This is a genomic window from Cellulosilyticum sp. (genome assembly GCF_982396655.1).
Genome location: NZ_CEVXFV010000008.1, coordinates 20,645 through 44,463 on the forward strand (window position 1 = coordinate 20,645; position 23,819 = coordinate 44,463).

Below are 23,819 nucleotides of genomic sequence, written 5' to 3' on the forward strand. Positions count from 1 at the left end.
TTATCTGTGTTGCTTTTTGGATTTTTTGATGCGATAGAGCTTTTTATCAGCCGCACTTAAAAGTTCTTCTAGGGTAAGCCTAGAATGGGGAGAAAAGGTGACACCACCTATTGAAATGCTAAAGTGATAAGTTTTATCATGCTGCTCATTATATTCTTCACATAACGTATGAACTTGTTTTTGGATTTCTTCAATATATTCGGCATCACGACCTAGGCAGAGCATGGTAAATTCATCTCCTCCCATACGGGCAATGATATCATCAGGGCTTTGGAACACCTTTTTAAAAATGGTAGACATAGCTTTAATAGCAACATCTCCTTCATTATGCCCACAAGTATCATTAATGAGTTTAAGACCATCCATATCTGCATAGAATAAAACGCCGTGACGATTTTCAAATTTAGAATCACTATAACTACTAAGTGCCTTACTAAAGAAACCACGGCGATTAAGAAGACCAGTTAGTTCATCTGTTTGAGAGAGTGTTTCCAATTTGGTTTCAGTATTTTTTTGCGTCATAAAGATAGAAGAAAGTTTAAGGGCACAGCCCAGTTCTACAGTAAGTGTTTCAATTAAATTATAGTTATCAGGGGGTAGTTCTAGGACAATCATACCTAATTGCTCATTACCAAAGAAGATAGGATGAATAAAGGAAATATAGTTCCTATCACGCTTGGTTAGGCCATAGGTTACAACTTCATTAGGGGTGACGGTGGGTAAAATGTCTGAGGTATCAATAATTTCTTCATCTATATACCCCATATATAGAGAGAGATGAGAGGGCATTTTCCAATCGTCAGTTAGGTTGTGGGTAATACCTTGGTCATAAAGATAAATGAGACAGGTAGGAATGCCACAAGCAATAAGGCTTTTGGTAATTGAAGCAAGTTGTAGTCGTTTGTCGTGAATGTTAAGTGTAATGGTTAAGAGAACTTGACGAATAAAGGCAAAGTTATTTGTGAGCTTGTCCGTTTTATGACCATAATATTTAAGCGCATCATTAAAAAGTTGCTCTGTAAGTGTTTCAAATAAATCTGAGATGATAGTAGCTATTTTTAAATCAGGACATCTAAGGAGTAGATCTTTTTTTAGCGCAGCGAGAAAATGTTTTAAGTTTAATGTTGTATGTAAGGAGGGGGATAATTCATTTTTATAGGCTAAGAAGTCCGTGGTAAGTTCTTTTTGAAAGTCACTTTGTGCAGTGGGTAAAAATAAAAGCGAATACATTTTAAATACGAAATCCTTAAGTCTATAAGCGGTATGGTCTGGTAAAAAGTAAAGGCAATGTGCTAAGAAACAATCGGTTAATAGAGCAGCTTCTTTATGCGTAGCAATTAATCCTTTAACCGGTGCTGTGGAAGAAAAATCACAGCCACAAGATTCACGAATGATGATTTTACAAGGAACTAATTTATTTTGAACGACTTTACCTTGAATGCAGTCAAAAAGAAGGTTAAAAGCACAACGCGCAAAGTCTTCTAAGGGTTGCTCAATAGTAGATAAGCTAGGGACACAGTAAGACGAGCTATGAATATTATCAAAGCCTGTGAGTACTACTTCTTCAGGGACTTTGATGCCTCTTTTTTGAAGTTCATTTAAAACGGTGAGTGCCATGGAATCATTGGCACAGACGATGGCATCAATAGGCAACTTTTTTTTGTCAAAAAGGACCTTAACAGCTTCAATGGCAGAGTCTGGTGTGAAATCCCCAATTTGGATATATTCTTCACGAAAAGGAAGATGATTTTCAAGCAATGCTTCTTTGTAGCCTTTATAACGCTCAAGTGCATCACAGTTGCTGCTTGGGCCAGAGATAAAGGCGATATTTTCTTTGTGATGAGCAGTAATAAGATGAGAAACGAGTTCCTTTAATACTGCTTTATTATCAGTATAGACACTTGGAATGCCCTTAGCAGTTGCCCCAAGACTTACCATAGGAATAGGGGCATACTTAGAGTAAAAGTGGCTATATTCTGAAGAACTTAAAAACGAAGAAAGCACACCAGATGCCAGAATAATTCCATCTAATACATCCTCAGTAGCATAATTGAATGCAACATTACATTGATATTGATATTTATATTGTTGAAAAGAAAAATCAGGATTTAAAGAGCCACCTAAAAAGTTTATCAGATTTACATGGTATTCTTGGGCAACTTTTGCGACTGATTTAAATAATATATAAGAATATTCAAGTTCAACGCCTGTAGTAAAAAAGCCAATCGTATAAGATGGATGGACCTGATTGCTCACTTTTATCTCCTCCTAAAATATGTATATAGATTTCACATTTATAAAATTTAGTTATTCATGATTTTTAGTCATGTGAAATCATTTGGAGAAACCTATTTACCTACATGTATATTTCAAGTTTTTAGTTGGTTTCTCTACAATAAAAAGTATTGAATATTTTAAATTATACAATATTATACAGACGATTAATAGTCAAAGTCACATAAAAATGTGAAAGTTATATTTAGAGAATAAGTAATAAGAACAAGATTTGAGAGGAGGAGGTTGATTTATAAGGATAATATGCTAGAATAAAAAGATATAACAAAGAAGAGAAAATAGAATAGTAACGTTTTGGGTGTAAAGTTGATAGATGCATAGGCTAATCAATTAACTTTCGTAACAGGGAAATGTGTGAAACACTGCAGCCCCCGCTACTGTATATGAGGAGATGTATTTAATATGTCACTGAGACTAAAGGATATTAGACTTGGGAAGGCAAATACATTGATGATGCATAAGCCAGGAGACCTACCTAAAATAAGGATAATGCTTTCGGAGGGAAAGAAATTATGTATGAGGCAATCAGTGCCTAATCAAAAGTGTAAAATCTTATATATCTTACATAGATCACAAAAATAATTTTTTGAATTTTAGATTTAAAATAAGAGATAGCACCTTATTGAACATGCGTAAATTAGAGTTCCCGTGAGGGAACTTTTTTATTGGAATTTTTTAAGTGAATGACAATATAAATGAAGAAGTATAGTCGTATTAAAAGGAGAAATGATGATGAGTAAATGTATTATGTTTCAAGGTACTTGTTCAGATGCAGGCAAGAGCCTTATAACAGCGGCCTTTTGTAGAATTTTTAAGCAGGATGGATTATCACCTATTCCTTTTAAATCACAAAATATGGCACTTAATTCGTATATTACAGATGAAGGCTTAGAAATGGGAAGAGCACAAGTATTTCAAGCAGAAGCGGCAGGTATGAAACCACAGGTTTGCATGAATCCTATTTTATTAAAGCCTTCTTCAGACAGAAAATCTCAGGTCATTATCAATGGGAAAGTTTACAAAAATATGAGTGCTAGGGAGTATCATGAGTTTAAACCTGAACTTGCTGGAATGATTCGTGAGATTTATGAAGACATTAGCAGTAAGCATGATGTAGTCGTTATTGAAGGGGCAGGTAGCCCAGCTGAAATTAACTTACGTGCTAAAGATATTGTTAATATGGGGATGGCAGAAATTGCTGATGCACCAGTTATTTTAATTGGGGACATTGACCGTGGGGGTGTATTTGCTTCTTTAGCAGGAACGATTATGCTACTTACAGAAGAAGAACGTAAACGTGTTAAAGGGGTTATTATCAATAAGTTCAGAGGAGATAAGACGATTTTAGACCCAGGCATTAAGATGCTAGAGGATATTATTAAGATTCCTGTTCTTGGGGTTATTCCTTATACACATTTAAAACTTGAAGAGGAAGATAGCTTATCTAGTCGCTTTAATAATAAACGAGATAAGAGAAAGCCTATTGATGTGGCTGTTATTTACTTACCTCATATCTCAAATTTCACAGACTTCAACATGTTTGAGACGCAAGAGGATGTAAACCTTCGTTATGTAAGACGTGGGGAAACAATTGGTGAGACAGATATGGTCATTATTCCAGGGAGTAAAAATACAATCAGTGACTTAATGTATCTGAAGGAAAGTGGCTTAGATATAGAAATTCATAAGCTTCAAAGCCAAGGTAAACTTATATGGGGTGTATGTGGTGGTTATCAGATGCTAGGACATAAAATATATGATCCATATGGTGTAGAGGGAAGTCATAAAGAGTGTTATGGTTTAGGTCTCTTAAATATGGAGACAACATTTGCAGCAGAGAAGGTTACTACACAGGTAGAAGGTAAAATTAATCCGCATTTACCAGGAATTTTAAAAGATTTAGGTGGAAGAAAAGTAAAAGGTTATGAAATTCATATGGGTGTGAGTACAAAGATAGGGCCATGTCAGGACTTATTAACTATTGAAAATAGTTTAGGCGAAAAGGTAAGTCACTTGGAAGGCTGCATAAATGAGGAAGGCAATGTGATTGGTTCTTATATGCACGGTATCTTTGATGAAGCAGAGTTTTTAAGAAGTCTGCTTAATAAAATCAGGGAGACTAAGAATTTAGAGCATATTGAAAGTGAAGTAACTTCTTTTGCAAGCTTTAAAGAAGGTGAATATGATAAGCTTGCACAAGTTGTACGTGAAAACATGGATATGCAGGCTATTTATGAGATTTTAGGATATGAGCATATAGGACAGCAAGGAGTGTGTCATGAATAAAAAATTAAATAAGACAGGAAAGAAGCTATTAATTGCTGGTACAAGTAGTGGTGTAGGCAAAACGACGATTTCATTAGGGATTATGCAGGCATTGAAAAATAGAGGCATGATTGTACAGCCTTATAAAGTAGGGCCTGATTACATTGATACAGCTTATCATGGATATATTACAGGGCGCCCTTCGAGGAATTTAGATGCTTATATGTTAGAAGAAGAGCAGCTTAAATATCTTTTTAATAAGGCAAAATCAGATGCAGATGTGGCTGTTGTAGAAGGCGTTATGGGCTTATATGATGGCAAGGGTATAGATATTAATGTATGCAGTAGCAGCAGTATGGCGAAGCTTTTAAATATCCCTGTTGTGCTGGTAATTAATGCAAAGGCTATGGCAGCTTCTAGTGCAGCTATGGTATTAGGTTATCAGCAAATTGACCCACAGCTTAATATCTGCGGTGTTATTGCCAATAATGTACGTACAGAGGGGCATTATAAGTTAGTGAAGGAGTCTATTGAGAAGTATTGCAATGTAGAGGTATTAGGTTATTTTCCGCCAAACGAGAACTTTAGATTACCTTCAAGACATTTAGGGCTTGTACCAAGTGATGAGATGGAAGCTTTGGAAGAGAAGTTTATGTGTCTTGGAGAGGAGATTGAAAAGTATATTGATATAAATCGTCTCTTAGAACTTTGTGATACAGAAGATATTAGGGCAGACTATGAACCAGCATTACCGGAGCTAAAGAAATTAGTGAAGGGGAAAAAGATGGCTGTAGCTTATGATAAAGCCTTCAACTTTTATTATGCAGATAACTTAGATTTATTAAGGGATATAGGGTTAGAGTTAGAATACTTTAGTCCATTAAAGGATCCTAAGCTTCCAGAATGTGACTATATTTATATTGGTGGCGGCTTCCCTGAAGTATTTGGGAAGGAGTTAGCAGCTAATAGGTCAATGAGGGAATCAATAAAAGCTGCCCATGAAATAGGCATACCTATTTATGCAGAATGTGGGGGACTTATGTATCTAGGAGAATTACTTATGGACCATGATGAAAATACTTATGAAATGGTAGGTGTTTTTGAAGGGGTAAGTCGTATGACAAAGTCACTTAAACGCTTTGGCTACTGTTATGGTACAGCAAAGGAAGAAACGCTTCTTTCAAAAGCAGGTGAGGCTTTAAGAGGACATGAGTTTCATCACTCAGAGTTTGAAAGTAAAGAGCAAGGTATTTATATTATGCAAAAGACAGCTAAGGCGAGAGAAGAGGATAAATGGCTAGGTGGTTATAGCAAAGGAAATACATTAGCGACTTATTTACACATTCACTTTTATAGTAACTTAGCAGCATTGGCGCAATTTTTAAGTAAAGGGTGTGAGAGGGATGATAAGTAGTATACAGATTATTGTTGGCTATATACTGGATTTAATCTTTGGAGACCCTTATGAATTTCCACACCCAGTACGTTTCATAGGAAAGCTGATTCGTTTTGTAGAAAACAAGGTAAGAAGGACAGCGAAGTCTTCAAGGGGACTTAAGATTGGCGGTTTTATACTATGGTTTATCACAGTGTTTACAACTTATATCATCGTTTGGGGCATTGTAAAAGCTGCAAGTATACACCCAGTATTAGCCTTTGTAGTCAATGCGTTTCTTATTTATACAACACTTGCCACAAAGTGTTTAAAGGATGAAGCAGTTAAAATTTATAAGGTATTAGGAAATGGTGATATTGCAGCATCTAGAAAGCAGCTTTCTTATATTGTTGGACGTGATACAACCCAGTTAGATGAAGGTGAGATTGTACGTGCTACAGTAGAAACTGTTGCAGAAAATACAACGGATGGTATTATTGCGCCATTATTTTATGCCTGTATTGGCGGGGCACCATTAGCCTTTGCTTATAAGGCTATTAATACATTAGATTCTACGGTAGGGTATAAAAATGAAAAGTATGCTGATATCGGATTTGCATCAGCTAAAATTGATGATATTGCTAACTACATACCAGCTAGGATAACAGCTTTATTAATGATGATTGCCAGCTTTTTATTAGGATATAATGCCAGGGATTGTATAAAAATCGCAATGCGTGACCGTAAAAATCATAAGAGTCCTAACTGTGCCTATCCGGAAGGTGCTGTAGCAGGGGCACTGGGAATTCAGCTTGGTGGCACGAATGTGTACTTTGGAGAAAAGGTATATAAGCCAACTATAGGTGATAAAAAGCGTGAGACAGAAAGAGAAGATATTGTGAGAACTAATAAGCTAATGTATATGACATCCGTGGTAGCAGTGATTCTATTTGTTGGCGGGAAAGTTGCCCTTTGGTGGATGCTTAAGTAGGAGAGAGAAGGTGAATGAAGATGAAGGCTTTGGGACATGGTGCAAATGTGGAGGAAATGGCACAGGCTTATGGGAAAGAGGCTGGGGCTATTATAGATTTTAGTTCGAATATTAATCCAAAGATTCCCGAGGGACTGGAGGATAAATTAAAGGAAGCTTTGTATAAAGCTACAGCTTATCCAGATATTCACTATACGAAGTTAAGAAATGAGATTGCAAAATACTTGGGTGTAGCATCTCATGAGATTATCGTTGGGAATGGTGCGACAGAAGTAATGTATTTGCTCATGAAGACACTTAGTGAAAAGTTACCTGCTGGTGGGACTTTGGGCATTGTGAATCCTACTTTTTCGGAATATGAGAGAAGTAGCAGATTAAGTGGTATGTCAGTTTATGATTTCTATTTAGAAGAAGTACATAGTCATGAGGCAACAAGCAGCTTTAAAATTAATGAGGTGAAAATTAAAGAAGGTTTAGAAAAAGTCGATGCTTTATTTATTTGTAATCCTAATAATCCAACGGGAAATACAGTGTATTTAGCAAGTATATTGGAGATGATGGCAGAGCAAGAAAAGCTTCTGATAGTGGATGAAACCTTTATGGAATTTGTACCAGCAGAGGGAGAATACAGCTTAGTAAGTAAAGTGAAGGATTACAAAAATCTAATCATTATTAAGGCGGTAACTAAATTCTTTGGCTTACCGGGGCTAAGATTAGGTTATGGTGTAAGCAGCAATCGTGAATTACTAGAAGGTATGTATGAATATAAGGAGCCTTGGACTGTAAATAGTTTTGCAGAAACATTGACGCCAACATTATTTCAAGATGTAGCCTATATTAAAGAAAGTAAAGCTTACTTTGACTTAGAGCGCAAACGTATGATGACATCTTTAAAAGAAATAAGAGGACTTAAAGTCTATGAGACGGATACGAATTTTATACTTCTTAAACTAGAGACACTTAAGGCTTATGATTTAAAGAAAATTTTGTTTGAAAAATATGACTTACTGATTCGAGATGCTTCTAATTTTAAAGGATTAGATGCGCATTTTATCCGTATAGCAGTTAAAAGCGAAGAAGAAAATAACAAGTTAATAACAGCACTTAGAAAGGAAATAGACCATGAGTTATATTAAAGATCCAATGGCTATTGAACAAAAGAGTTTTGAGATTATTCAAGGGATTATTGATGAAATTAGTCCTGGTTATCAGTTCAAAAATGAAGTAGAAGAAAAGATTATTAAGCGTGCCATTCATACGACAGCTGACTTTGATTACCTAGAAATTCTTAAAATTTCAGAGACAGCTGTAGCAAGTATTAAAGATGCCCTTTTAAATGGTGCAACAATTTATACAGATACAAATATGGCGCTGAGTGGCATTAATAAAAATAGATTAAAAGCACTAGGCGTAGAAGTAAAATGCTATGTAAGTGATGAACGTGTAGCAGCTCTAGCAAAAGAAAAGGAGATGACACGTTCTATGGCGGCAGTAGAATATGCAGCTACCAAGCCAGGTCGCAAGCTCTTTGTATTAGGAAATGCACCAACAGCGCTTTATAAAGTAATGGAACTTCATGAAGAAGGCAAATTACAGGTAGATGCAGTGGTGGGGGTGCCTGTAGGATTTGTAGGGGCAGCGGAGTCTAAAGATGCTTTAGAAGCAACTGATATCCCTTATATTCTCTCTAAAGGAAGAAAAGGTGGCAGCAATTTAGCAGCAGCTATTATTAATGCTATTGTTTATAGTTTTTAAGGATAAATTATAAGCTAGATGCTAAGTAAGCCTTGTAAAACAAGTTTAATGCAAGGTTTACTTAGAAGGCTTATGAGATGTAAGCGTATGTAAAGCTAAGAAGTTTTGTTAAAGAATTTGTTAGATGACAGTTAAGGAGTTTTTTAAGAAGACTTTTTAGGAAGAATAAGTAGGATAGGAAGAATAAATAGAAGGAGATGCCTATGGAGGAATTTGTATATATAGATGGCAAGAAATATCGCAGGGGTTATACCACGGGAAGCTGTAGTGCAGCAGCAGCTAAGGCCGCAGCAATTATGCTTTCAGTAGGGAAAGAAATTGATGAAGTATATATTGATACACCTAAAGGAATTCCTCTAAATCTTAAGGTACATGATATTACAAGAACTAAGCAATCTGTGACCTGTGCTATTCAAAAAGATGGTGGTGATGACATTGATGCTACTCATGGGATGTTAATTTATGCTACAGCTAGATGGCAAGAGGAGATAGGTATCACCATAGAGGGTGGAATAGGTGTAGGACGCATTACTAAAAAAGGGCTAGGCTTAGAAATAGGGGCACCAGCAATTAATAAAACGCCACTTCAAATGATTAGATTAGAAGTAGGGCGAGTGATTGGTGAAAATAAAGGGATTCACATTACAATTTTTGCCCCACAGGGTGAAGAAATAGCTAAGAAGACTTTTAATCCTAGACTAGGCATAGTAGGTGGTATCTCTATTATTGGAACGACTGGCATTGTAGAGCCTATGTCAGATGAAGGCTGGAAGCGGTCTTTATCCATTGAATTAGAAATGAAGAAGGCACAAGGTATAGAAAATATTATATTAGTACCAGGAAATCATGGAGAGCGCTTTGTGGCAGATACCCTTCAACTAGAGAGCAAATATGTGGTACGTATGAGCAACTTCGTCGGATATATGCTTCTAGAGTGTAAGCGTATAGGGTTTAAAAATATTATTTTAGCAGGTCACCTAGGAAAATTTGTAAAGGTGGCAGCAGGAATCTTTCATACCCATAGCAAGGTAGCAGATGCTAGAAGTGAAGTGATGATAGCTAATTTGGCATTAATGGGGGCAAACTTAAATATTCTTAAAGAGGTAGAGCAATGTCCAACAACTGAGGCAGCTATGGAGATTATTGAAAGAGAAGGTTTAGAAGAGGTATACACCCTCTTGGCTGATAAATGTGAGCGCAGATGCAAGATGCATTTAAATGATGACACGATCAATGTAGGCGTACTGTTATTTTCAATGGCAGGAGAAGAATTAGGTCGCTCAAAAAGTACGAATGCACTTTTAGCGGAGTATAGTAAGATTGACGGCGGTGGAGGTGAAAGATGATTAAGATTGTAGGTTTAGGGCCTGGAAATATAGCATTATTAACGGTTAAAGGAAGAGAAGCAATTATAGAAAGCGAGGTACTTATAGGCGGAAGACGTAATTTAGAAAGCCTACAGTCACTTTTTAGCGGTGAGACTTTAGAAATAGGAAATAATCTTAAGGAAATCCTTCAGTTTATTAAAGCAAATAGTAAAGAGAAGAAGATAACAGTTGTAGCTTCTGGTGATCCTATGACTTATGGCATAGGTAAGTACTTAAGCGAGCAGTTAGAAGAAGGCAGTTTTAAGATTATTTCAGGCATCAGTGCTATTACGTATATGTTTAGCCAAATACCTATGAATATGAATGATGTTTATATCACAAGCAGTCATGGAAAAACACCTAACTTTCCTTTTATATTAGCCCACGAAAAGGTGGCTATGGTAACAGATGAAAAAATAGGGCCTTATGAAATTGCAAATGAGATTATAAAGAGCGGCTTAAAAAAGGTTATGTGGATCGGTGAGAACTTATCTTATGAGAATGAATGCATTACAAGGTTAAGACCAGAAGAGGTAATGAGACGTAAAAATTATGAAATGAATGTGGTGGTGATTGCAGATGAAGAATAGTGAATTTATTACAGGCCAGGTGCCTATTACAAAGGAAGAGGTAAGAGCCATTGCGATTAATAAGTTGGATTTAAAAGGTAAAAAACACTTTTTAGATATAGGTGCTGGAACAGGTAGTGTATGTATAGAAGTAGCTAAAACATATGAGGATATAGAAGTAGTAGCTATTGAGTGTAAGGTGGAAGCCTTGAGGCTTATTGAAAAGAATAAAGAAAAATTTCAGCTAGAAAATATAAAGATTGTAGAGGGCTATGCCCCAGTGTCCCTAGAAGATAAAATGGATGGCATCTTCATTGGCGGGACAGGTGGGAACCTAGAAGCAATCATAAAATGGTGTCATGAGCTTTTAAATGAAGGCGGCAGGGTGGTCGCAAACTTTATTATTTTAGATACATTTAATGAATGCTTACGTCTTATGAGACAGTATGGCTTTGTAGATATAGATGCAACGATGCTAAGCGTATGTAAGCTAGAGAAGTTAGGAAAAGGTGAATATTTCAAGCCCCACAATCCTATATTTTTAATTGAAGCAACGAAAAGGAGTGAAGAAAATGAATAAAGTACATTTTGTAGGTGCAGGACCTGGAGATAAAGAATTAATTACCCTTAAAGGATATAAGGCGTTATCAACGGCAGATATTGTTGTATATGCAGGTTCTTTAATTAATAAAGCATTATTAGATTACTGCAAAGAAGGCTGTGAGCTACATGACAGTGCTTATATGAATTTAGAAGAAATCACTAAGGTATTTGTGGAAGGCATTAAAGCAGGCAAAGAAGTTGTACGTCTTCAAACAGGCGATTTCTCAATCTATGGTTCAATACGTGAACAAGTAGAAGAGCTGGCAAAATATGACGTGGGCTATGACTGTATTCCGGGGGTGAGCTCTTTCTTAGGTGCAGCTTCAGCATTAGGCGTAGAGTATACTGTACCAGAAGTTTCACAAAGTGTGATTATTACACGAATGGAAGGCAGAACACCAGTACCAGCACTTGAATCATTAGAGTCCTATGCACAACATCAAACATCTATGGTCATCTTCTTATCAACACAGGAAATCGAGAAGGTAGTAGAAAAGTTAGTAGCAGGTGGTTACCCAGAGACGACACCAGCAGCAGTTGTTTATAAGGCAACATGGGAAGATGAAAAACAAATTCGCGGGACGCTTCAAGATATTGCAGTAAAGGTCAGAGCAGAAGGCATTAATAAAACAGCTCTTATTATGGTAGGTCGTTTCTTAGGCAAGGAGTACAATTATTCAAAGCTGTATGATAAGGACTTCAAACATGAATTCAGACCTTAATATTAAAAAGATAGCTTTCATTGCTGTGACTGAAAAGGGAAAGGCATTGGCTTATGAGTTAAAACAATTGATAGGAAGCGGAGAAATTTACGTTTCAAAGAAACTTGCTGGTGAAGGCAGTATAAGCTTTGGAGAAAGCCTTAAAGTGGAAGTTGGCAAACTTTTTAAAAACTATGAAGCATTAGTTTTCATTATGGCCACAGGCATTGTTGTAAGAAGCATTGCACCTTATATTGAAAGTAAATTTACAGACCCGGCTATTGTAGTCTTAGATGAACAAGGTCAAAATGTCATCAGCTTACTAAGCGGTCATATGGGCGGTGCTAATGAACTGACAAGGTTTATAAGTGAGGCAATAAGTGCCCATGCAGTGATTACCACATCTACAGATATAAATGAAGTGGCAGCTCTTGATAACATTGCTAAGAAGATGCATGGGTATATTGCAGACTTTAGAGAGAGTGTAAAAGAGGTTAACTATGCTTTGGTTCATCATGAGAAGATAGGACTTTATATTCAAGATGTGCCAGAATATGAAATAGATCAGCGCGGATTTATTGTACTAGAGCAGATTGATTTAGCAAGGGGGATAGGTGTTTCTAAGGCGTCAGGGCAAGCGGTGTTATTAAATGAACTAAAGATATTAGTTTATATTACACGAAAGCAGCTTAAGATATTGGAAAATCAAGACATAATAGAGAGAGCTAAACTGCCAAGGATTATTAAAGTGGTGCCTAGAGACTTAACTTTGGGAATGGGCTGTAAGCGAAATACCCTAAGTACACATTTTATAAATAGCTTTTATCAGTTTATGGATGAAAATGATATTGATGCAAATGCCATATACAAAGTAGGCAGCATTGACTTAAAGAAAGATGAAAAGGCAATGCAAGATTTAGCGCATATGCTTAAGGTACCCTTTGAGATTATAGACCGTAAAGAAGTTTTAGAGGTTGAAGACCTTTTTGAGAAATCCGAATTTGTGAAGAAGAATGTAGGCGTTTATAGTGTAGCAGAACCAGTAGCTTATTTGCTGAGTGGCAGACAGCTTGTGGTACATAAAGCAAAAATTGCAGGGACTACGTGGGCAGTGGGAAAAACAGTGAAAAGATAAAAGTGAAAAGATAAAAGAGCAAAAAAAATTAAAAGTGAAGAATTAAAAACAAAGAATTAAAAGCAATAAAATGCAATGAAATAAAATTTAAAATAAGAAGTAAGAGGAGAAAGAAAACGTATGATTTCAGTTATAGGGATAGGACCTGGCGGTAAAGAAACAATGACAGTGGAAGCTATTGAGGCCATTGAAAAAGCGGATATTATTGTAGGATATAAGACTTACATTAAATTGATTGAGGATATGCTGACACATCAGGAAGTTTTACAAAATGGGATGCGCCAGGAAGTAGCACGTTGCAAGGAAGCTATAGAGATTGCTAAGCGTGGTAAAAATGTAGCTGTTGTAAGTAGCGGTGATAGTGGGATTTATGGCATGGCAGGGCTTATCTTAGAGCTTGCCAGTAAAGAAGAAACACATATAGAAGTAAAGGTGGTACCAGGGGTGACAGCTAGTATTGCGTCGGCAGCTATCTTGGGGGCACCTATTATGCATGATTTTTGTCATATTAGTTTAAGCGATTTATTAACACCTTGGGAAGTCATTGAAAAACGTTTAAGACTTGCAGCTGAGGCAGACTTTGTAATTTGTCTTTATAATCCAAGAAGCAAGGGACGTAAAGACCATTTAGAAAAGGCCTTTGAACTTATGCGAGAATTTAAAGCAGGTGATACCCCAGTTGGCATCGTTAAAGATGCAGGACGTAAGGAGGAAGAGAAGATTATTTGTACTTTCGATACAATGAACTATGAAGTTGTAGATATGACAACAATGGTTATTATTGGAAATAAATCAACTTTTATTGCAGGAGATTTAATGATTACACCTAGAGGATATACTGTATGATTTTAGTTTTAGGTGGGACGTCAGATAGTCTTAGAATATGTGAGGCATTAAATGAATTGCAGCTAGACTACATAGTATCTGTTACAACAGAGTATGGCAAACAATTAGCACTTAAGGTAACAGCGTGTATTTTAGAAGGCAAAATGGATAATCAGCAGATGATAGCCTTTATGAAGGAGAAGCACATACATTTAATCATTGATGCAACGCATCCCTATGCCATAGAGGTTTCAAAAAATGGCATGATGAGTGCCCAAGCACTTAGTATTCCATATGTGCGTTATGAAAGACCTTCACTTTTAGAAGCAATAAAGGATGAAAATCTATATGTTGTGCAAAATACAGCCGAAGCCTGTGAGGTTGCATCACAAATAGGTCAAAATATTTTCCTGGGGACAGGTAGCAAAACATTAGGCGAGTTTATAAAAGCGTTGCCAGACAAAAATATCATTGCAAGGGTGTTACCAACGAGTGAGGTACTTAAAGAATGTGAAGCATTAGGACTAAATCCAGACCATATTATAGCGATGAAAGGGCCATTTTCAGAAGAAATGAATGCACTTCTTTATAAGGAATATGCTATTGATTGCATGATTACGAAGGAAAGTGGCAATGAAGGTGGGTTCTTGGAAAAGATTAGACCTTGTAAGCAGCTAGGGATTAGGACTATTGTTATAAAAAGGGCAGGTTTAGCGTATCCTTGTGTGTATCATGAAATTAAAGAACTTATAGCCTGTATCGAGACATTAAGATAAAAATGAAATATTAGATTAGATTAGATTAGATTAGATTGTGAAGTTAAGAAAGAAAATGAGGGAATAATTATGAAAAAAGCCGTATTAGTTGTGAGCTTCGGAACGAGCTATAAAGAGACAAGAGAAAAGACAATTACAGCCTGTGAAAATGAAATTAAAGAAGCTTTTAAGGACTATGACTTTTTTAGAGCCTATACATCAGGGATGATTATTAGAAAGATTGCGAGAGTAGAAAACTTAGTGATTGATAATCCAGGGGAGGCATTAGCGCGAATTTTAGAACTAGGTTATGAGGAAGTTGTGGTACAATCACTTCACATTATTTGTGGGGATGAATTTACTAAGTTAAAAAAAGAAGTAGAAGCTTATAAAGATAAATTTAAGAAAATTACATTAGGACGTCCACTTTTAACACGTATTGAAGACTATAAATTGGCTATTGAAGCCATCAAAGATGAACTGCCAAAGTTAGAAAAAGGGGAAGGCATTGTATTTATGGGACATGGGACACAACATGAAGCGCATGCTGCGTATTGTGCCCTTGATTACATGTTTGACCAAGAACATATGAAGGTTTATGTAGGGACTGTAGAAGGGTATCCTGAGATTGATGAAGTATTTCATAAGCTGAAGAAAGACAAAATAGAGACAGTTTATTTAACACCATTTATGTTAGTAGCAGGAGACCATGCGATTAATGATATGGCAAGTGATGAAGAGGATTCATGGAAGACTATTTTTGAAGAAGCGGGATATAAAGTGAAGATTATCTTAAAAGGTCTTGGTGAATATCATGGGGTACAACAACGTTTTATCGTCCATGCTAAAGAAAGTTTAACCCATGAAAATATGTGCTCATAGAATAGGATAATGCGTGAGATATAAGGTAAGGACTATGAATAGTTAACTTTAATAAAGGAGAAGATTATGGCAAAGTTTTATGGAATCGGAACAGGGCCAGGGGATAGTTCATTACTCACCCTAAAGGCTGTAGAAGTTTTACATCAATTAGATATTTTATATACACCTGAATCAAGTAAGGATGAGGGGAGTTTGGCACTTTCTATTGTGAAGCCACACTTAAAAGAAAACTTAGAAATTAAAACAAGACATTTCCCAATGACTTTTAATACAGCCGAAAAGGTAAAAGCATGGGATGCCATTGCAGATGAAGTCGTAAAAGATGTGGAAGATGGTAAGGAAGTAGGTTTCATCACATTAGGGGACCCTATGATTTATAGTACCTATGTATACATTATGGAGCGCCTTATGGAGAGAATAGAAGTAGAAACAGTACCAGGTATTTCATCTTTTTCTCATATTGCGTCTAACCAAAATTTTCCATTAGTTATGGATAAAGAGCCGCTAATTGTGTTACCATGTACTGCGGCAGAGGAAAAAATTGATTATGCTTTAGCAAATTATAATTCATTAGTGCTAATGAAGGTTTACCGTAACTTTGATAAAATCATTAATAAGATTGAAGAAAATAATCTATTGGAGTATGCTATCTTAGTGAGTAATTCTTCACAGGATAGTGAAGCTGTATATAGAGATTTAAAAGAAGTTGGATTAAAAGATAAAATTTCATATTTCTCAACAATACTTATTAATAAAAATGTATCAAAGTCTGCAATGTAGAGGTATAAAAAAGGTATGTCGCCAAACTATAAAGTTTGGCGGTAGCCTATTGTATGATTTAAGGTAAAAGAATGAAGTGTTATGAGATTTCTTAAGAAGATTTAAGAGAGAATAAGTCGTTTTAAGAAAGGGCATAAAGCTAAAAACGCTAGAAGGAGGTGCAATGTGGAGATTGCTGTAATAGGGGTTAATCATAAAGTTTGCCCTATTGAAATAAGAGAGTGTGTAGCATTTACGGAAAGTAAGAAAATAGAAGCTTTAAGCTTTTTTAAGGCTGTAGGTGTGGAAGAATGTGTTGTTTTATCTACTTGTAATCGTAGTGAAATTTATATTTGTGATGCACAGATTGAAGATAAGATTAGTTTAGTTCAGGATTTCTATGAGACTTATTTTAATATAAAAGAGATTAGAAACTATTTATTTGCCAAACAAGGTGAAGAAGCGCTGTTACATTTATACCGAGTAGCAGCTGGACTTGATTCTATTGTATTAGGTGAAGATCAGATATTAGGTCAAGTGAAGGCCGCGCAGATATTAGCTATGGAAGAAGGAACAAGTAAGAAAGTGCTTAATAAGGTCTTTCGTGAAGCTGTCACTACAGCTAAGGAGATTAAAACAGCGACAAAAATGTCAGAGCATCCGCTTTCAGTAAGTCATATTGCAGTAAAGTTTTTAAAGGAGATGCAAGGCGGACTTGAAGATAAAAAGGCCCTCATTATAGGTGTGGGTAAAATGAATGAAATTACTATTAAGTATTTAAAGGCTGAAAAGGTAAAGACGATTTATGTCACAAATCGCACCCATGCAAGGGCAGAAGCTTTAACAGACAAATATGAGGGGCTTACACCTGTAGTTTATGAAGACCGCTATAAGGTTTTAGAAGAGGTGGACTTCGTAGTTTCAGCTACAGCATCACCTCATGTGATTTTAAAGAAAGAAAATATAAAAGTACCTCATAAACCTCTTTATATTATGGATATTGCTATGCCAAGAGATATTGATCCAGCTATTAAGGAGCTAGAAGGTATACACTTATATGATATTGATGATTTAAAGGAAATTTCAAGTAGTAACAACGCTTTAAGGCAGCAGCTTGTAGGTCAGGCGGAAGAGATGATTAAGGTAAGTATGGAGAAGCTTAAGATATGGTTAGAGAACTTACGCATAGATCCGATTATATGGCAGCTTAATGAAAAGTGTGAAACTATTGGTAAACATACAATGCATCAAATAAGTAAAAAGGTTATGCTTTCCCAGGAGCAAGAAGAGGTTATTAATAAATATTTAATGAGCGCCCTTAGAAAGGTCATTCGTGAGCCTATAGTTAATTTAAGAGAAGCAAAACAGCAAAGTGGGGCTTATATGGATGTTGTAGAAAAGTTATTTGGCATTACGATAAACAACGAAAAGTGAAAAGAAAGGTAGGTTGAGGCGAGATGAAGGTAAGAGTTGGAACAAGAGGAAGCAAATTGGCACTGACACAGACAAATTGGGTTGTGGAGCAGCTTAGAGCACATAATCCAGGTGTAGAATTTGAGATACAGATTATCAAGACAAAGGGAGATATGGTGCAACATATTCCTCTTGATAAGATTGGTGATAAAGGATTATTTACTAAAGAAATAGAGATGAAACTTTTAGATGGCAGCATTGATATTGCAGTGCATAGTATGAAGGATATGCCATCAAGCTTACCTGAAGGGCTTAAGTTTTCTTATACACCACCTAGAGAAGACCCACGTGATGCTTTAGTTTTAAAAGAAGGATATCATAGTTTAGAAGACTTGCCACAGGGGGCCACTATTGGAACAGGAAGTAAACGTCGAAAGTATCAGCTTTTAACTTTAAGACCGGATTTGAATATTGTACCGATTCGAGGTAATGTGGATACTAGAATTCGTAAGATTGAAACAGAAAATTTAGATGGCGTAGTACTAGCGGCAGCGGGGCTAAAACGTGTCGGCCTTGAAGAGAAAATTAGCTGCTACTTAGAACCAGAACAGGTATTACCAGCACCAGCACAGGGGGTACTTGCTATTGAAGTGCGCAAGGAAAATCCAGAAGTAGATGCACTTATGGCGACGATTTACGACGAAGTTGCTGCGCTTCAAATAGAAGCAGAACGTACCTTCTTAGATACATTAGAAGGCAGTTGCCATATTCCAGTAGGGGCATATTGTAAAGTGGAAAGTGAAAACATTACCTTAACAGGCTTATATGGCGATGAGGAAGGCCATATTTTAATTAAAAGAAGTTTAAGTGGCAAAAGAACAGAAGCTAAAGCGCTAGGAAGAAAACTGGCAAAAGAGGTAAAGGAGGCATTTGAAAATGAAAAAGGGTAAGGTTTACCTCATTGGTGCAGGGCCAGGTGATTATAAATTATTAACATTAAAGGCATTAGAATGTTTACAAAAAGCAGATGTTATTGTTTATGACCGTCTAGCTAATAGTGAGTATTTAAAACAAGGTAAAACGGGCTGCGAATATATAGATGTAGGTAAGGCATCTAGCAACCATACAATGCCACAAGATGAAATTAATGAAGTGTTAGCTACAAAGGCAGCAGAAGGTAAAATTGTTGCAAGGCTCAAAGGTGGTGACCCTTATGTATTTGGCCGCGGCGGTGAAGAAGGGGAGTACTTATATGATAGAGGGATTGCCTTTGAAGTTATTCCAGGGATAACTTCTGCTATTGGCGGTTTATGTTATGCGGGAATACCAATTACACATAGAAATTGTGCCTCTTCATTTCATGTGATTACAGGTCACTTAAAAGATGAAAATAGTGAACTGGATTGGGAAGCTTTAGGAAGACTGCAAGGGACTTTAGTATTTTTAATGGGTGTAGCTAATCTGCAAAAGATTACTTCTAAGTTAATGGAAAACGGTAAAGATAAAAAGACGCCAGTTGCGCTAATTAGTTGGGCAACGCGTTACAATCAAAGTGTAGTTACAGGCAACTTAGAAAACATTTATGAAACTGCACTTAAAGAAGGTGTAAAACCACCAACACTTATTGTAGTAGGCGAAGTTGTCAATTTAAGAGAGAAGCTTAATTTCTTTGAGGAAAAGCCGCTTTTTGGAAAAAGCATTATGGTGACACGTGCTAGAACACAAAGCAGTACACTCGTTTCATGCATTCAAGATGAAGGCGGTAGAGTTATTGAGTTCCCAACGATTTATATCAAAGAAAATGAAGAAAAAGAAGCTTTAAAAGCAGCAATAGCAGAAATAGATACTTATAACTACTTAGTGTTTACAAGTCAGAATGCAGTAGAGATATTCTTTGAGCGTTTATTACAAGAGGGCAAAGATACGCGAGCACTTGGGAATATTAAAGTGGCAGCTATAGGTGCAGTAACACAGAAGGCACTTAAAGATAAAGGGATTTTAGTAGATATCATGCCAGAAAAGGCAGTAGCAGAAGCGTTGTATGAAAGTCTGGCAAAGGTGATTCAGAAGGAAGATAAAGTACTGCTACCACAAGCTATAAATGCAAGAGATTACTTACATGAAGCGTTAGAGAAAATCTGCAAGGTAACATCACTTCCAATTTACGAAACTGTAATAGAGACAAAAGCTTCTCTTGTAGGAAATGAGAATGTGAGCAGCTTGGAAGAAAGACGCAAGGAGCTTATAAGTCTGCTAGACCATAAAGAAGTAGATTATATTACATTTACAAGCGCGTCTACAGCAATTTATTTTATGGAGATTTTAGGTGAAGACAATCTTCATAAACTTGAAGGGGTAAGGCTTATTTCCATTGGTGAGATTACCTCGGCTAAGATGAAGGAATTAGGCATGAAGGTGTATAAAGAATCACCTAAGGCAAGAATAGAAAGTATTTTAGAGACAATTGCAGCAGATGAGAATTAAAGAAGAAGGGAAGTCTAAAAATGATTAAAAGACCAAGAAGATTAAGAAGCAGTCAGGCAATCCGTAACTTAGTACGTGAAACAAAGCTTTGTGTAGAAGACTTTATTTATCCACTTTTTGTAGTAGAAGGGGAAAATATCAAAGAAGAAATTTCATCTATGCCAGATGTATACCATTTTTCTATAGACCGTTTAAAAGAAGAAATTATGGAACTAAAAAGTTTAGGAATCCGTTATGTGATTTTATTTGGGATTCCAAATCATAAAGATGAATGTGGCTCAGAAGGCTTTGCACATGAGGGGATTGTACAGAAAGCTGTACGTGCCATTAAAGAATGGGACCCTGAAATGTTCGTTATTACAGATGTATGCATGTGTGAATACACAAGTCATGGTCACTGCGGCATTTTAACAGAATCTGGTTATGTGGATAATGATAAGACATTAGAATATTTAACTAAAATTGCTGTAAGTCATGCAGAAGCAGGAGCTGATATGGTAGCACCGTCCGACATGATGGATGGCCGTATTTCTTCCCTTAGAAAAGGACTTGATGAAGCAGGTTACTTAAATGTATCTATTATGGCATATAGTGCGAAGTATTCATCTAGTTTTTATGGACCATTTAGAGAAGCAGCCCATTCAGCACCAAGCTTTGGTGACCGCAAGACATATCAAATGGACCCAGCTAATAGTGATGAAGCCTTACGTGAAGGGGCTTTAGATTGTGAAGAAGGGGCAGACATTATTATGGTTAAACCAGCCCTTTCTTATTTAGATATTATCAGACGCTTTAAAGATAACTTTAATATGCCAATTGCAGCTTATAACGTAAGTGGTGAGTATTCAATGCTTAAGTTAGCTGTTAAAAATGGGCTGTTAAGCGAAGATGCTATTTATGAAAGTGTCATGTCTATTAAACGTGCAGGGGCAAGCATTATTATTACTTACTTTGCAAAAGATTTAGCTAAAAAGATAAAGGGGTGCTAAAAATGAAAAATGAAAGATCAAAAGCTATTTTTGAAGAAGCAGTTAAATATATTCCAGGTGGGGTAAATAGCCCCGTTCGAGCTTTTAAAGCAGTTGGTTTAGACCCTGTATTTATTGACCATGCCCATGGCAGCCGTGTAACAGATGTAGATGGCAATGAGTTTATCGACTATGTTTGTTCATGGGGGCCACTTATGCTTGGGCATAGCCCAGAAGCTATTGTAAGCGGCATTGAGGAAGTGGTTCGAAAAGGCACAAGCTATGGTTTCCCTACAGAGATTGAAGTAGAGATGGCAAAGCTTATTGTAGAGGCTTATCCAGCCATTGATAAAGTTAGAATGGTTAACTCAGGTACAGAAGCTACTATGAGTGCACTTCGTGTGGCAAGAGGATTTACAGGTCGTAATAAAATCCTTAAATTTGAAGGTTGTTATCATGGACACTCAGATGCCTTACTTGTTCAATCCGGTTCAGGGGCTTTAACATTTGGCGTGCCTACAAGTCCTGGTGTACCAGCTGATGTTGTAAAAGATACATTAGTTTCAAGATACAATGACTGCGAAGCTGTGAGAGAAATCTTCGAAAGCCAAGGCAAGGAGATTGCAGCTGTTATCGTAGAAACAGTAGCAGGTAACATGGGTGTTATTGAAGGAAAGAAAGAATTCTTACAAACACTTAGAGACTTATGCAGCGAATATGGTGCTGTTTTAATCTTTGATGAGGTTATCACTGGCTTTAGAATTGCCTACGGTAGTTCAGTAGAATATTTCGGTATTAAGCCAGATATGGTATGCTTCGGTAAAATCATTGGAGCAGGTTTACCAGTAGGTGCGTATGGTGGAACAGATGAAATTATGTCTATGGTATCACCACTAGGTCCAGTTTACCAAGCTGGTACATTATCAGGTAACCCACTTGCTATGTATATGGGTAAAAAGAATCTAGAAATCTTAAGAGATCACCCAGAAATTTATACAACACTAAGTGCTAAAGCAACACGCCTTGCAGAGGGCTTAGAAGCCAATATTAGAGACCTGTCCCTCAATTTTACTGTGAATCATAGTGGGTCATTAGTATGCTTATTCTTTGGGCCAGGGCCTATTGAAAATTACGATGATGTTAAACATTGCAACACAGAGTTATTTAAAATTTACTTTGAAGAAATGTTGAAACGTGGCATTATTTTACCACCAGCACAATTTGAGGGAATGTTCCTCTCATATGCGCATACAGATGAAGATATTGAAGCAACAATTAAGGCAAGCTTTGAGGCACTTAAAGTTGTGAAAGAACATATGGCGTAGTGAATGTTAAATGCTACTGCATAATGGACTGTGATAGACTATTTAGCTAGCATAGGACATTATAAATCAGTATAAATATATTATGATATAAAATAAGGTGCCCTTATGGGCTTAATAGGGAAAGTTAAGAGCTGCAGCCCCCGCTACTGTTACTGAGGATACGAAGCGCATAAAAAGTCACTGCAGATTAAATTTTAGAAGTTTATAAGAAGCTCTAAGATGAAGGTCTGTGGGAAGGCAAGCTAAGTAGATGAATCATGAGCCAGGAGAACTGCCTTATTTTTATATAAAATCTACTTTCGGAGGGAAAGAGGGAGGAATAAGAGAATGAAAAAATTAAATCATTCAGTTGTCACCGCATTATTATTTTTGGGGCTGGTTCCAGTCACCACTTATGGAATGCACATTATGGAAGGCTTTTTGCCTGTGAAATGGTCCATTATTTGGACGATTGTGTATTTACCATTCTTTGCATTAGGGTTAAAATCCCTTAGAAAAATTTTTAAAGAAAGTCCACAAAAGAAAGTACTTATTGCTTTAGTAGGCGCTTTTGTCTTCGTGCTTTCTGCACTTAAGATTCCATCAGTTACAGGAAGTTGTTCACATCCTACAGGTGTAGGCCTTGGGGCAATTATGTTTGGCCCATCAGTTATGTCTGTAGTAGGTTTACTTGCACTTGTTTTTCAAGCTGCACTTTTAGCACATGGTGGCTTTACGACACTTGGCGCTAATGCCTTTTCAATGGCAGTAGTTGGGCCTTTTGTAAGTTACGGTATTTATAAGCTTTGTCGTAAGCTTAAAATGAATGTAGGATTTGCTGTATTTTTAGCAGCAGCACTTGGAGATTTAGCCACATATGCAGTTACATCTATTGAGCTAGGTTTAGCATTTCCAGATAGTACAAGTGGGATAATGGGTGCAGTTATTAAATTCTTTGGTGTCTTTTTAATGACTCAGCTTCCTATTGCCATTGGTGAAGGATTACTCACAACAGTTGTTTATAATTTAGTACATAAGCATGAAGAAGAGGGGGTAACACATTATGAAGCATAATACCAGAGTAAATGTTATTTTAATTTTATTAGCAGCTATTTTGATTTTTGGACCATTATTTATTAACCCACATGCAGAGTATGGCGGCTCAGATGGGCAGGCAGAAGAAGTGATTGGAGAGCTTGCGCCAGAGTATGAGCCATGGTTTGAACCTTTTTATGAACCAGCTAGCGGGGAGATTGAAAGTTTATTCTTTTCATTACAAGCAGCACTTGGAGCAGGAGTTATTTGTTATTACCTAGGGTATCAGCAAGGTAAAAAACGAAAAGCAGCTGTGCCAATGACTCAAGGAAATTAAT

General features: G+C 36.6%; 22 protein-coding genes and 2 riboswitches. Of the genes, 21 read left to right on the plus strand and 1 reads right to left on the minus strand.

Annotation, left to right across the window (positions count from 1 at the left end; translation table 11 throughout):
- Positions 1-2,256: a diguanylate cyclase gene (locus tag AC1VAQ_RS05200; RefSeq protein ID WP_302595917.1), complete on the minus strand. Its 2,256-nt coding sequence runs from the start codon at positions 2,254-2,256 to the stop codon at positions 1-3.
- 318 nt (positions 2,257-2,574) lie between these two features.
- Positions 2,575-2,788, plus strand: a riboswitch (cobalamin riboswitch).
- Between the two features lie 239 nt (positions 2,789-3,027).
- Between AC1VAQ_RS05200 and AC1VAQ_RS05205 the strand changes: the two genes are divergently transcribed.
- The 21 genes from AC1VAQ_RS05205 to AC1VAQ_RS05305 all read left to right on the plus strand — a co-directional run bounded on the left by AC1VAQ_RS05205 (position 3,028) and on the right by AC1VAQ_RS05305 (position 23,818).
- Entirely contained in the window at positions 3,028-4,581 is a 1,554-nt protein-coding gene (locus AC1VAQ_RS05205) for a cobyric acid synthase (RefSeq protein ID WP_302595915.1), read from the plus strand.
- Complete coding sequence (locus tag AC1VAQ_RS05210; RefSeq protein WP_302595912.1) at positions 4,574-5,974, plus strand: cobyrinic acid a,c-diamide synthase CobB; 1,401 nt, start codon at positions 4,574-4,576, stop codon at positions 5,972-5,974. Before AC1VAQ_RS05205 ends, AC1VAQ_RS05210 begins: the two co-directional genes overlap by 8 nt.
- Complete coding sequence (gene cbiB, locus AC1VAQ_RS05215) at positions 5,964-6,926, plus strand: adenosylcobinamide-phosphate synthase CbiB (protein WP_330697483.1); 963 nt, start codon at positions 5,964-5,966, stop codon at positions 6,924-6,926. The genes AC1VAQ_RS05210 and cbiB overlap by 11 nt, the downstream gene beginning before the upstream one ends.
- A 14-nt stretch (positions 6,927-6,940) precedes the next feature.
- Positions 6,941-8,062, plus strand: a complete 1,122-nt coding sequence (locus tag AC1VAQ_RS05220; RefSeq protein WP_302595910.1) for a pyridoxal phosphate-dependent aminotransferase — start codon at positions 6,941-6,943, stop codon at positions 8,060-8,062.
- Complete coding sequence (locus AC1VAQ_RS05225; RefSeq protein ID WP_302595909.1) at positions 8,049-8,681, plus strand: cobalt-precorrin-8 methylmutase; 633 nt, start codon at positions 8,049-8,051, stop codon at positions 8,679-8,681. Before AC1VAQ_RS05220 ends, AC1VAQ_RS05225 begins: the two co-directional genes overlap by 14 nt.
- A 203-nt stretch (positions 8,682-8,884) precedes the next feature.
- Positions 8,885-10,027: a cobalt-precorrin-5B (C(1))-methyltransferase CbiD gene (cbiD, locus tag AC1VAQ_RS05230; protein WP_302595908.1), complete on the plus strand. Its 1,143-nt coding sequence runs from the start codon at positions 8,885-8,887 to the stop codon at positions 10,025-10,027.
- Positions 10,024-10,638, plus strand: coding sequence for a cobalt-precorrin-7 (C(5))-methyltransferase (locus AC1VAQ_RS05235; protein ID WP_302595905.1), 615 nt, complete (start codon positions 10,024-10,026; stop codon positions 10,636-10,638). The genes cbiD and AC1VAQ_RS05235 overlap by 4 nt, the downstream gene beginning before the upstream one ends.
- Positions 10,628-11,197, plus strand: coding sequence for a decarboxylating cobalt-precorrin-6B (C(15))-methyltransferase (locus tag AC1VAQ_RS05240; RefSeq protein ID WP_302595903.1), 570 nt, complete (start codon positions 10,628-10,630; stop codon positions 11,195-11,197). Before AC1VAQ_RS05235 ends, AC1VAQ_RS05240 begins: the two co-directional genes overlap by 11 nt.
- Complete coding sequence (locus tag AC1VAQ_RS05245) at positions 11,190-11,942, plus strand: cobalt-precorrin-4 methyltransferase (RefSeq protein ID WP_302595902.1); 753 nt, start codon at positions 11,190-11,192, stop codon at positions 11,940-11,942. Before AC1VAQ_RS05240 ends, AC1VAQ_RS05245 begins: the two co-directional genes overlap by 8 nt.
- Positions 11,926-13,056, plus strand: coding sequence for a cobalt-precorrin 5A hydrolase (cbiG, locus tag AC1VAQ_RS05250; RefSeq protein ID WP_302595901.1), 1,131 nt, complete (start codon positions 11,926-11,928; stop codon positions 13,054-13,056). The genes AC1VAQ_RS05245 and cbiG overlap by 17 nt, the downstream gene beginning before the upstream one ends.
- A gap of 120 nt (positions 13,057-13,176) precedes the next feature.
- The gene (cobJ, locus tag AC1VAQ_RS05255) at positions 13,177-13,902 is read left to right on the plus strand and encodes a precorrin-3B C(17)-methyltransferase (RefSeq protein WP_302595898.1); all 726 of its coding nucleotides are present in this window, start codon (positions 13,177-13,179) and stop codon (positions 13,900-13,902) included.
- Complete coding sequence (cobK, locus tag AC1VAQ_RS05260; protein WP_302595896.1) at positions 13,899-14,657, plus strand: precorrin-6A reductase; 759 nt, start codon at positions 13,899-13,901, stop codon at positions 14,655-14,657. Before cobJ ends, cobK begins: the two co-directional genes overlap by 4 nt.
- A gap of 69 nt (positions 14,658-14,726) precedes the next feature.
- Entirely contained in the window at positions 14,727-15,518 is a 792-nt protein-coding gene (locus AC1VAQ_RS05265) for a sirohydrochlorin cobaltochelatase (protein ID WP_302595893.1), read from the plus strand.
- A 66-nt stretch (positions 15,519-15,584) separates the two neighbouring features.
- Positions 15,585-16,298 carry a cobalt-factor II C(20)-methyltransferase gene (locus AC1VAQ_RS05270; protein WP_302595892.1) on the plus strand — a complete coding sequence of 238 codons (714 nt, stop codon included), beginning with the start codon at positions 15,585-15,587 and terminating at the stop codon, positions 16,296-16,298.
- 165 nt (positions 16,299-16,463) lie between these two features.
- On the plus strand, positions 16,464-17,711 hold the full coding sequence (gene hemA / locus AC1VAQ_RS05275; protein ID WP_302595890.1) for a glutamyl-tRNA reductase: 1,248 nt from the start codon (positions 16,464-16,466) through the stop codon (positions 17,709-17,711).
- Between the two features lie 23 nt (positions 17,712-17,734).
- Positions 17,735-18,640: a hydroxymethylbilane synthase gene (hemC, locus tag AC1VAQ_RS05280; protein ID WP_302595887.1), complete on the plus strand. Its 906-nt coding sequence runs from the start codon at positions 17,735-17,737 to the stop codon at positions 18,638-18,640.
- Complete coding sequence (gene cobA / locus AC1VAQ_RS05285) at positions 18,627-20,174, plus strand: uroporphyrinogen-III C-methyltransferase (RefSeq protein ID WP_479903568.1); 1,548 nt, start codon at positions 18,627-18,629, stop codon at positions 20,172-20,174. The genes hemC and cobA overlap by 14 nt, the downstream gene beginning before the upstream one ends.
- Before the next feature lie 20 nt (positions 20,175-20,194).
- Positions 20,195-21,163: a porphobilinogen synthase gene (gene hemB / locus AC1VAQ_RS05290; protein WP_302595884.1), complete on the plus strand. Its 969-nt coding sequence runs from the start codon at positions 20,195-20,197 to the stop codon at positions 21,161-21,163.
- A 2-nt stretch (positions 21,164-21,165) separates the two neighbouring features.
- Positions 21,166-22,467: a glutamate-1-semialdehyde 2,1-aminomutase gene (gene hemL / locus AC1VAQ_RS05295; RefSeq protein WP_302595883.1), complete on the plus strand. Its 1,302-nt coding sequence runs from the start codon at positions 21,166-21,168 to the stop codon at positions 22,465-22,467.
- A gap of 78 nt (positions 22,468-22,545) precedes the next feature.
- Positions 22,546-22,760: riboswitch (cobalamin riboswitch) on the plus strand.
- A 34-nt stretch (positions 22,761-22,794) separates the two neighbouring features.
- A complete protein-coding gene (locus tag AC1VAQ_RS05300; protein ID WP_302595881.1) occupies positions 22,795-23,520 on the plus strand; it encodes an energy-coupling factor ABC transporter permease in 726 nt (241 codons plus the stop codon).
- Positions 23,510-23,818 carry an energy-coupling factor ABC transporter substrate-binding protein gene (locus AC1VAQ_RS05305; RefSeq protein WP_302595878.1) on the plus strand — a complete coding sequence of 103 codons (309 nt, stop codon included), beginning with the start codon at positions 23,510-23,512 and terminating at the stop codon, positions 23,816-23,818. Before AC1VAQ_RS05300 ends, AC1VAQ_RS05305 begins: the two co-directional genes overlap by 11 nt.
- Position 23,819: the final 1 nt, after the last annotated feature.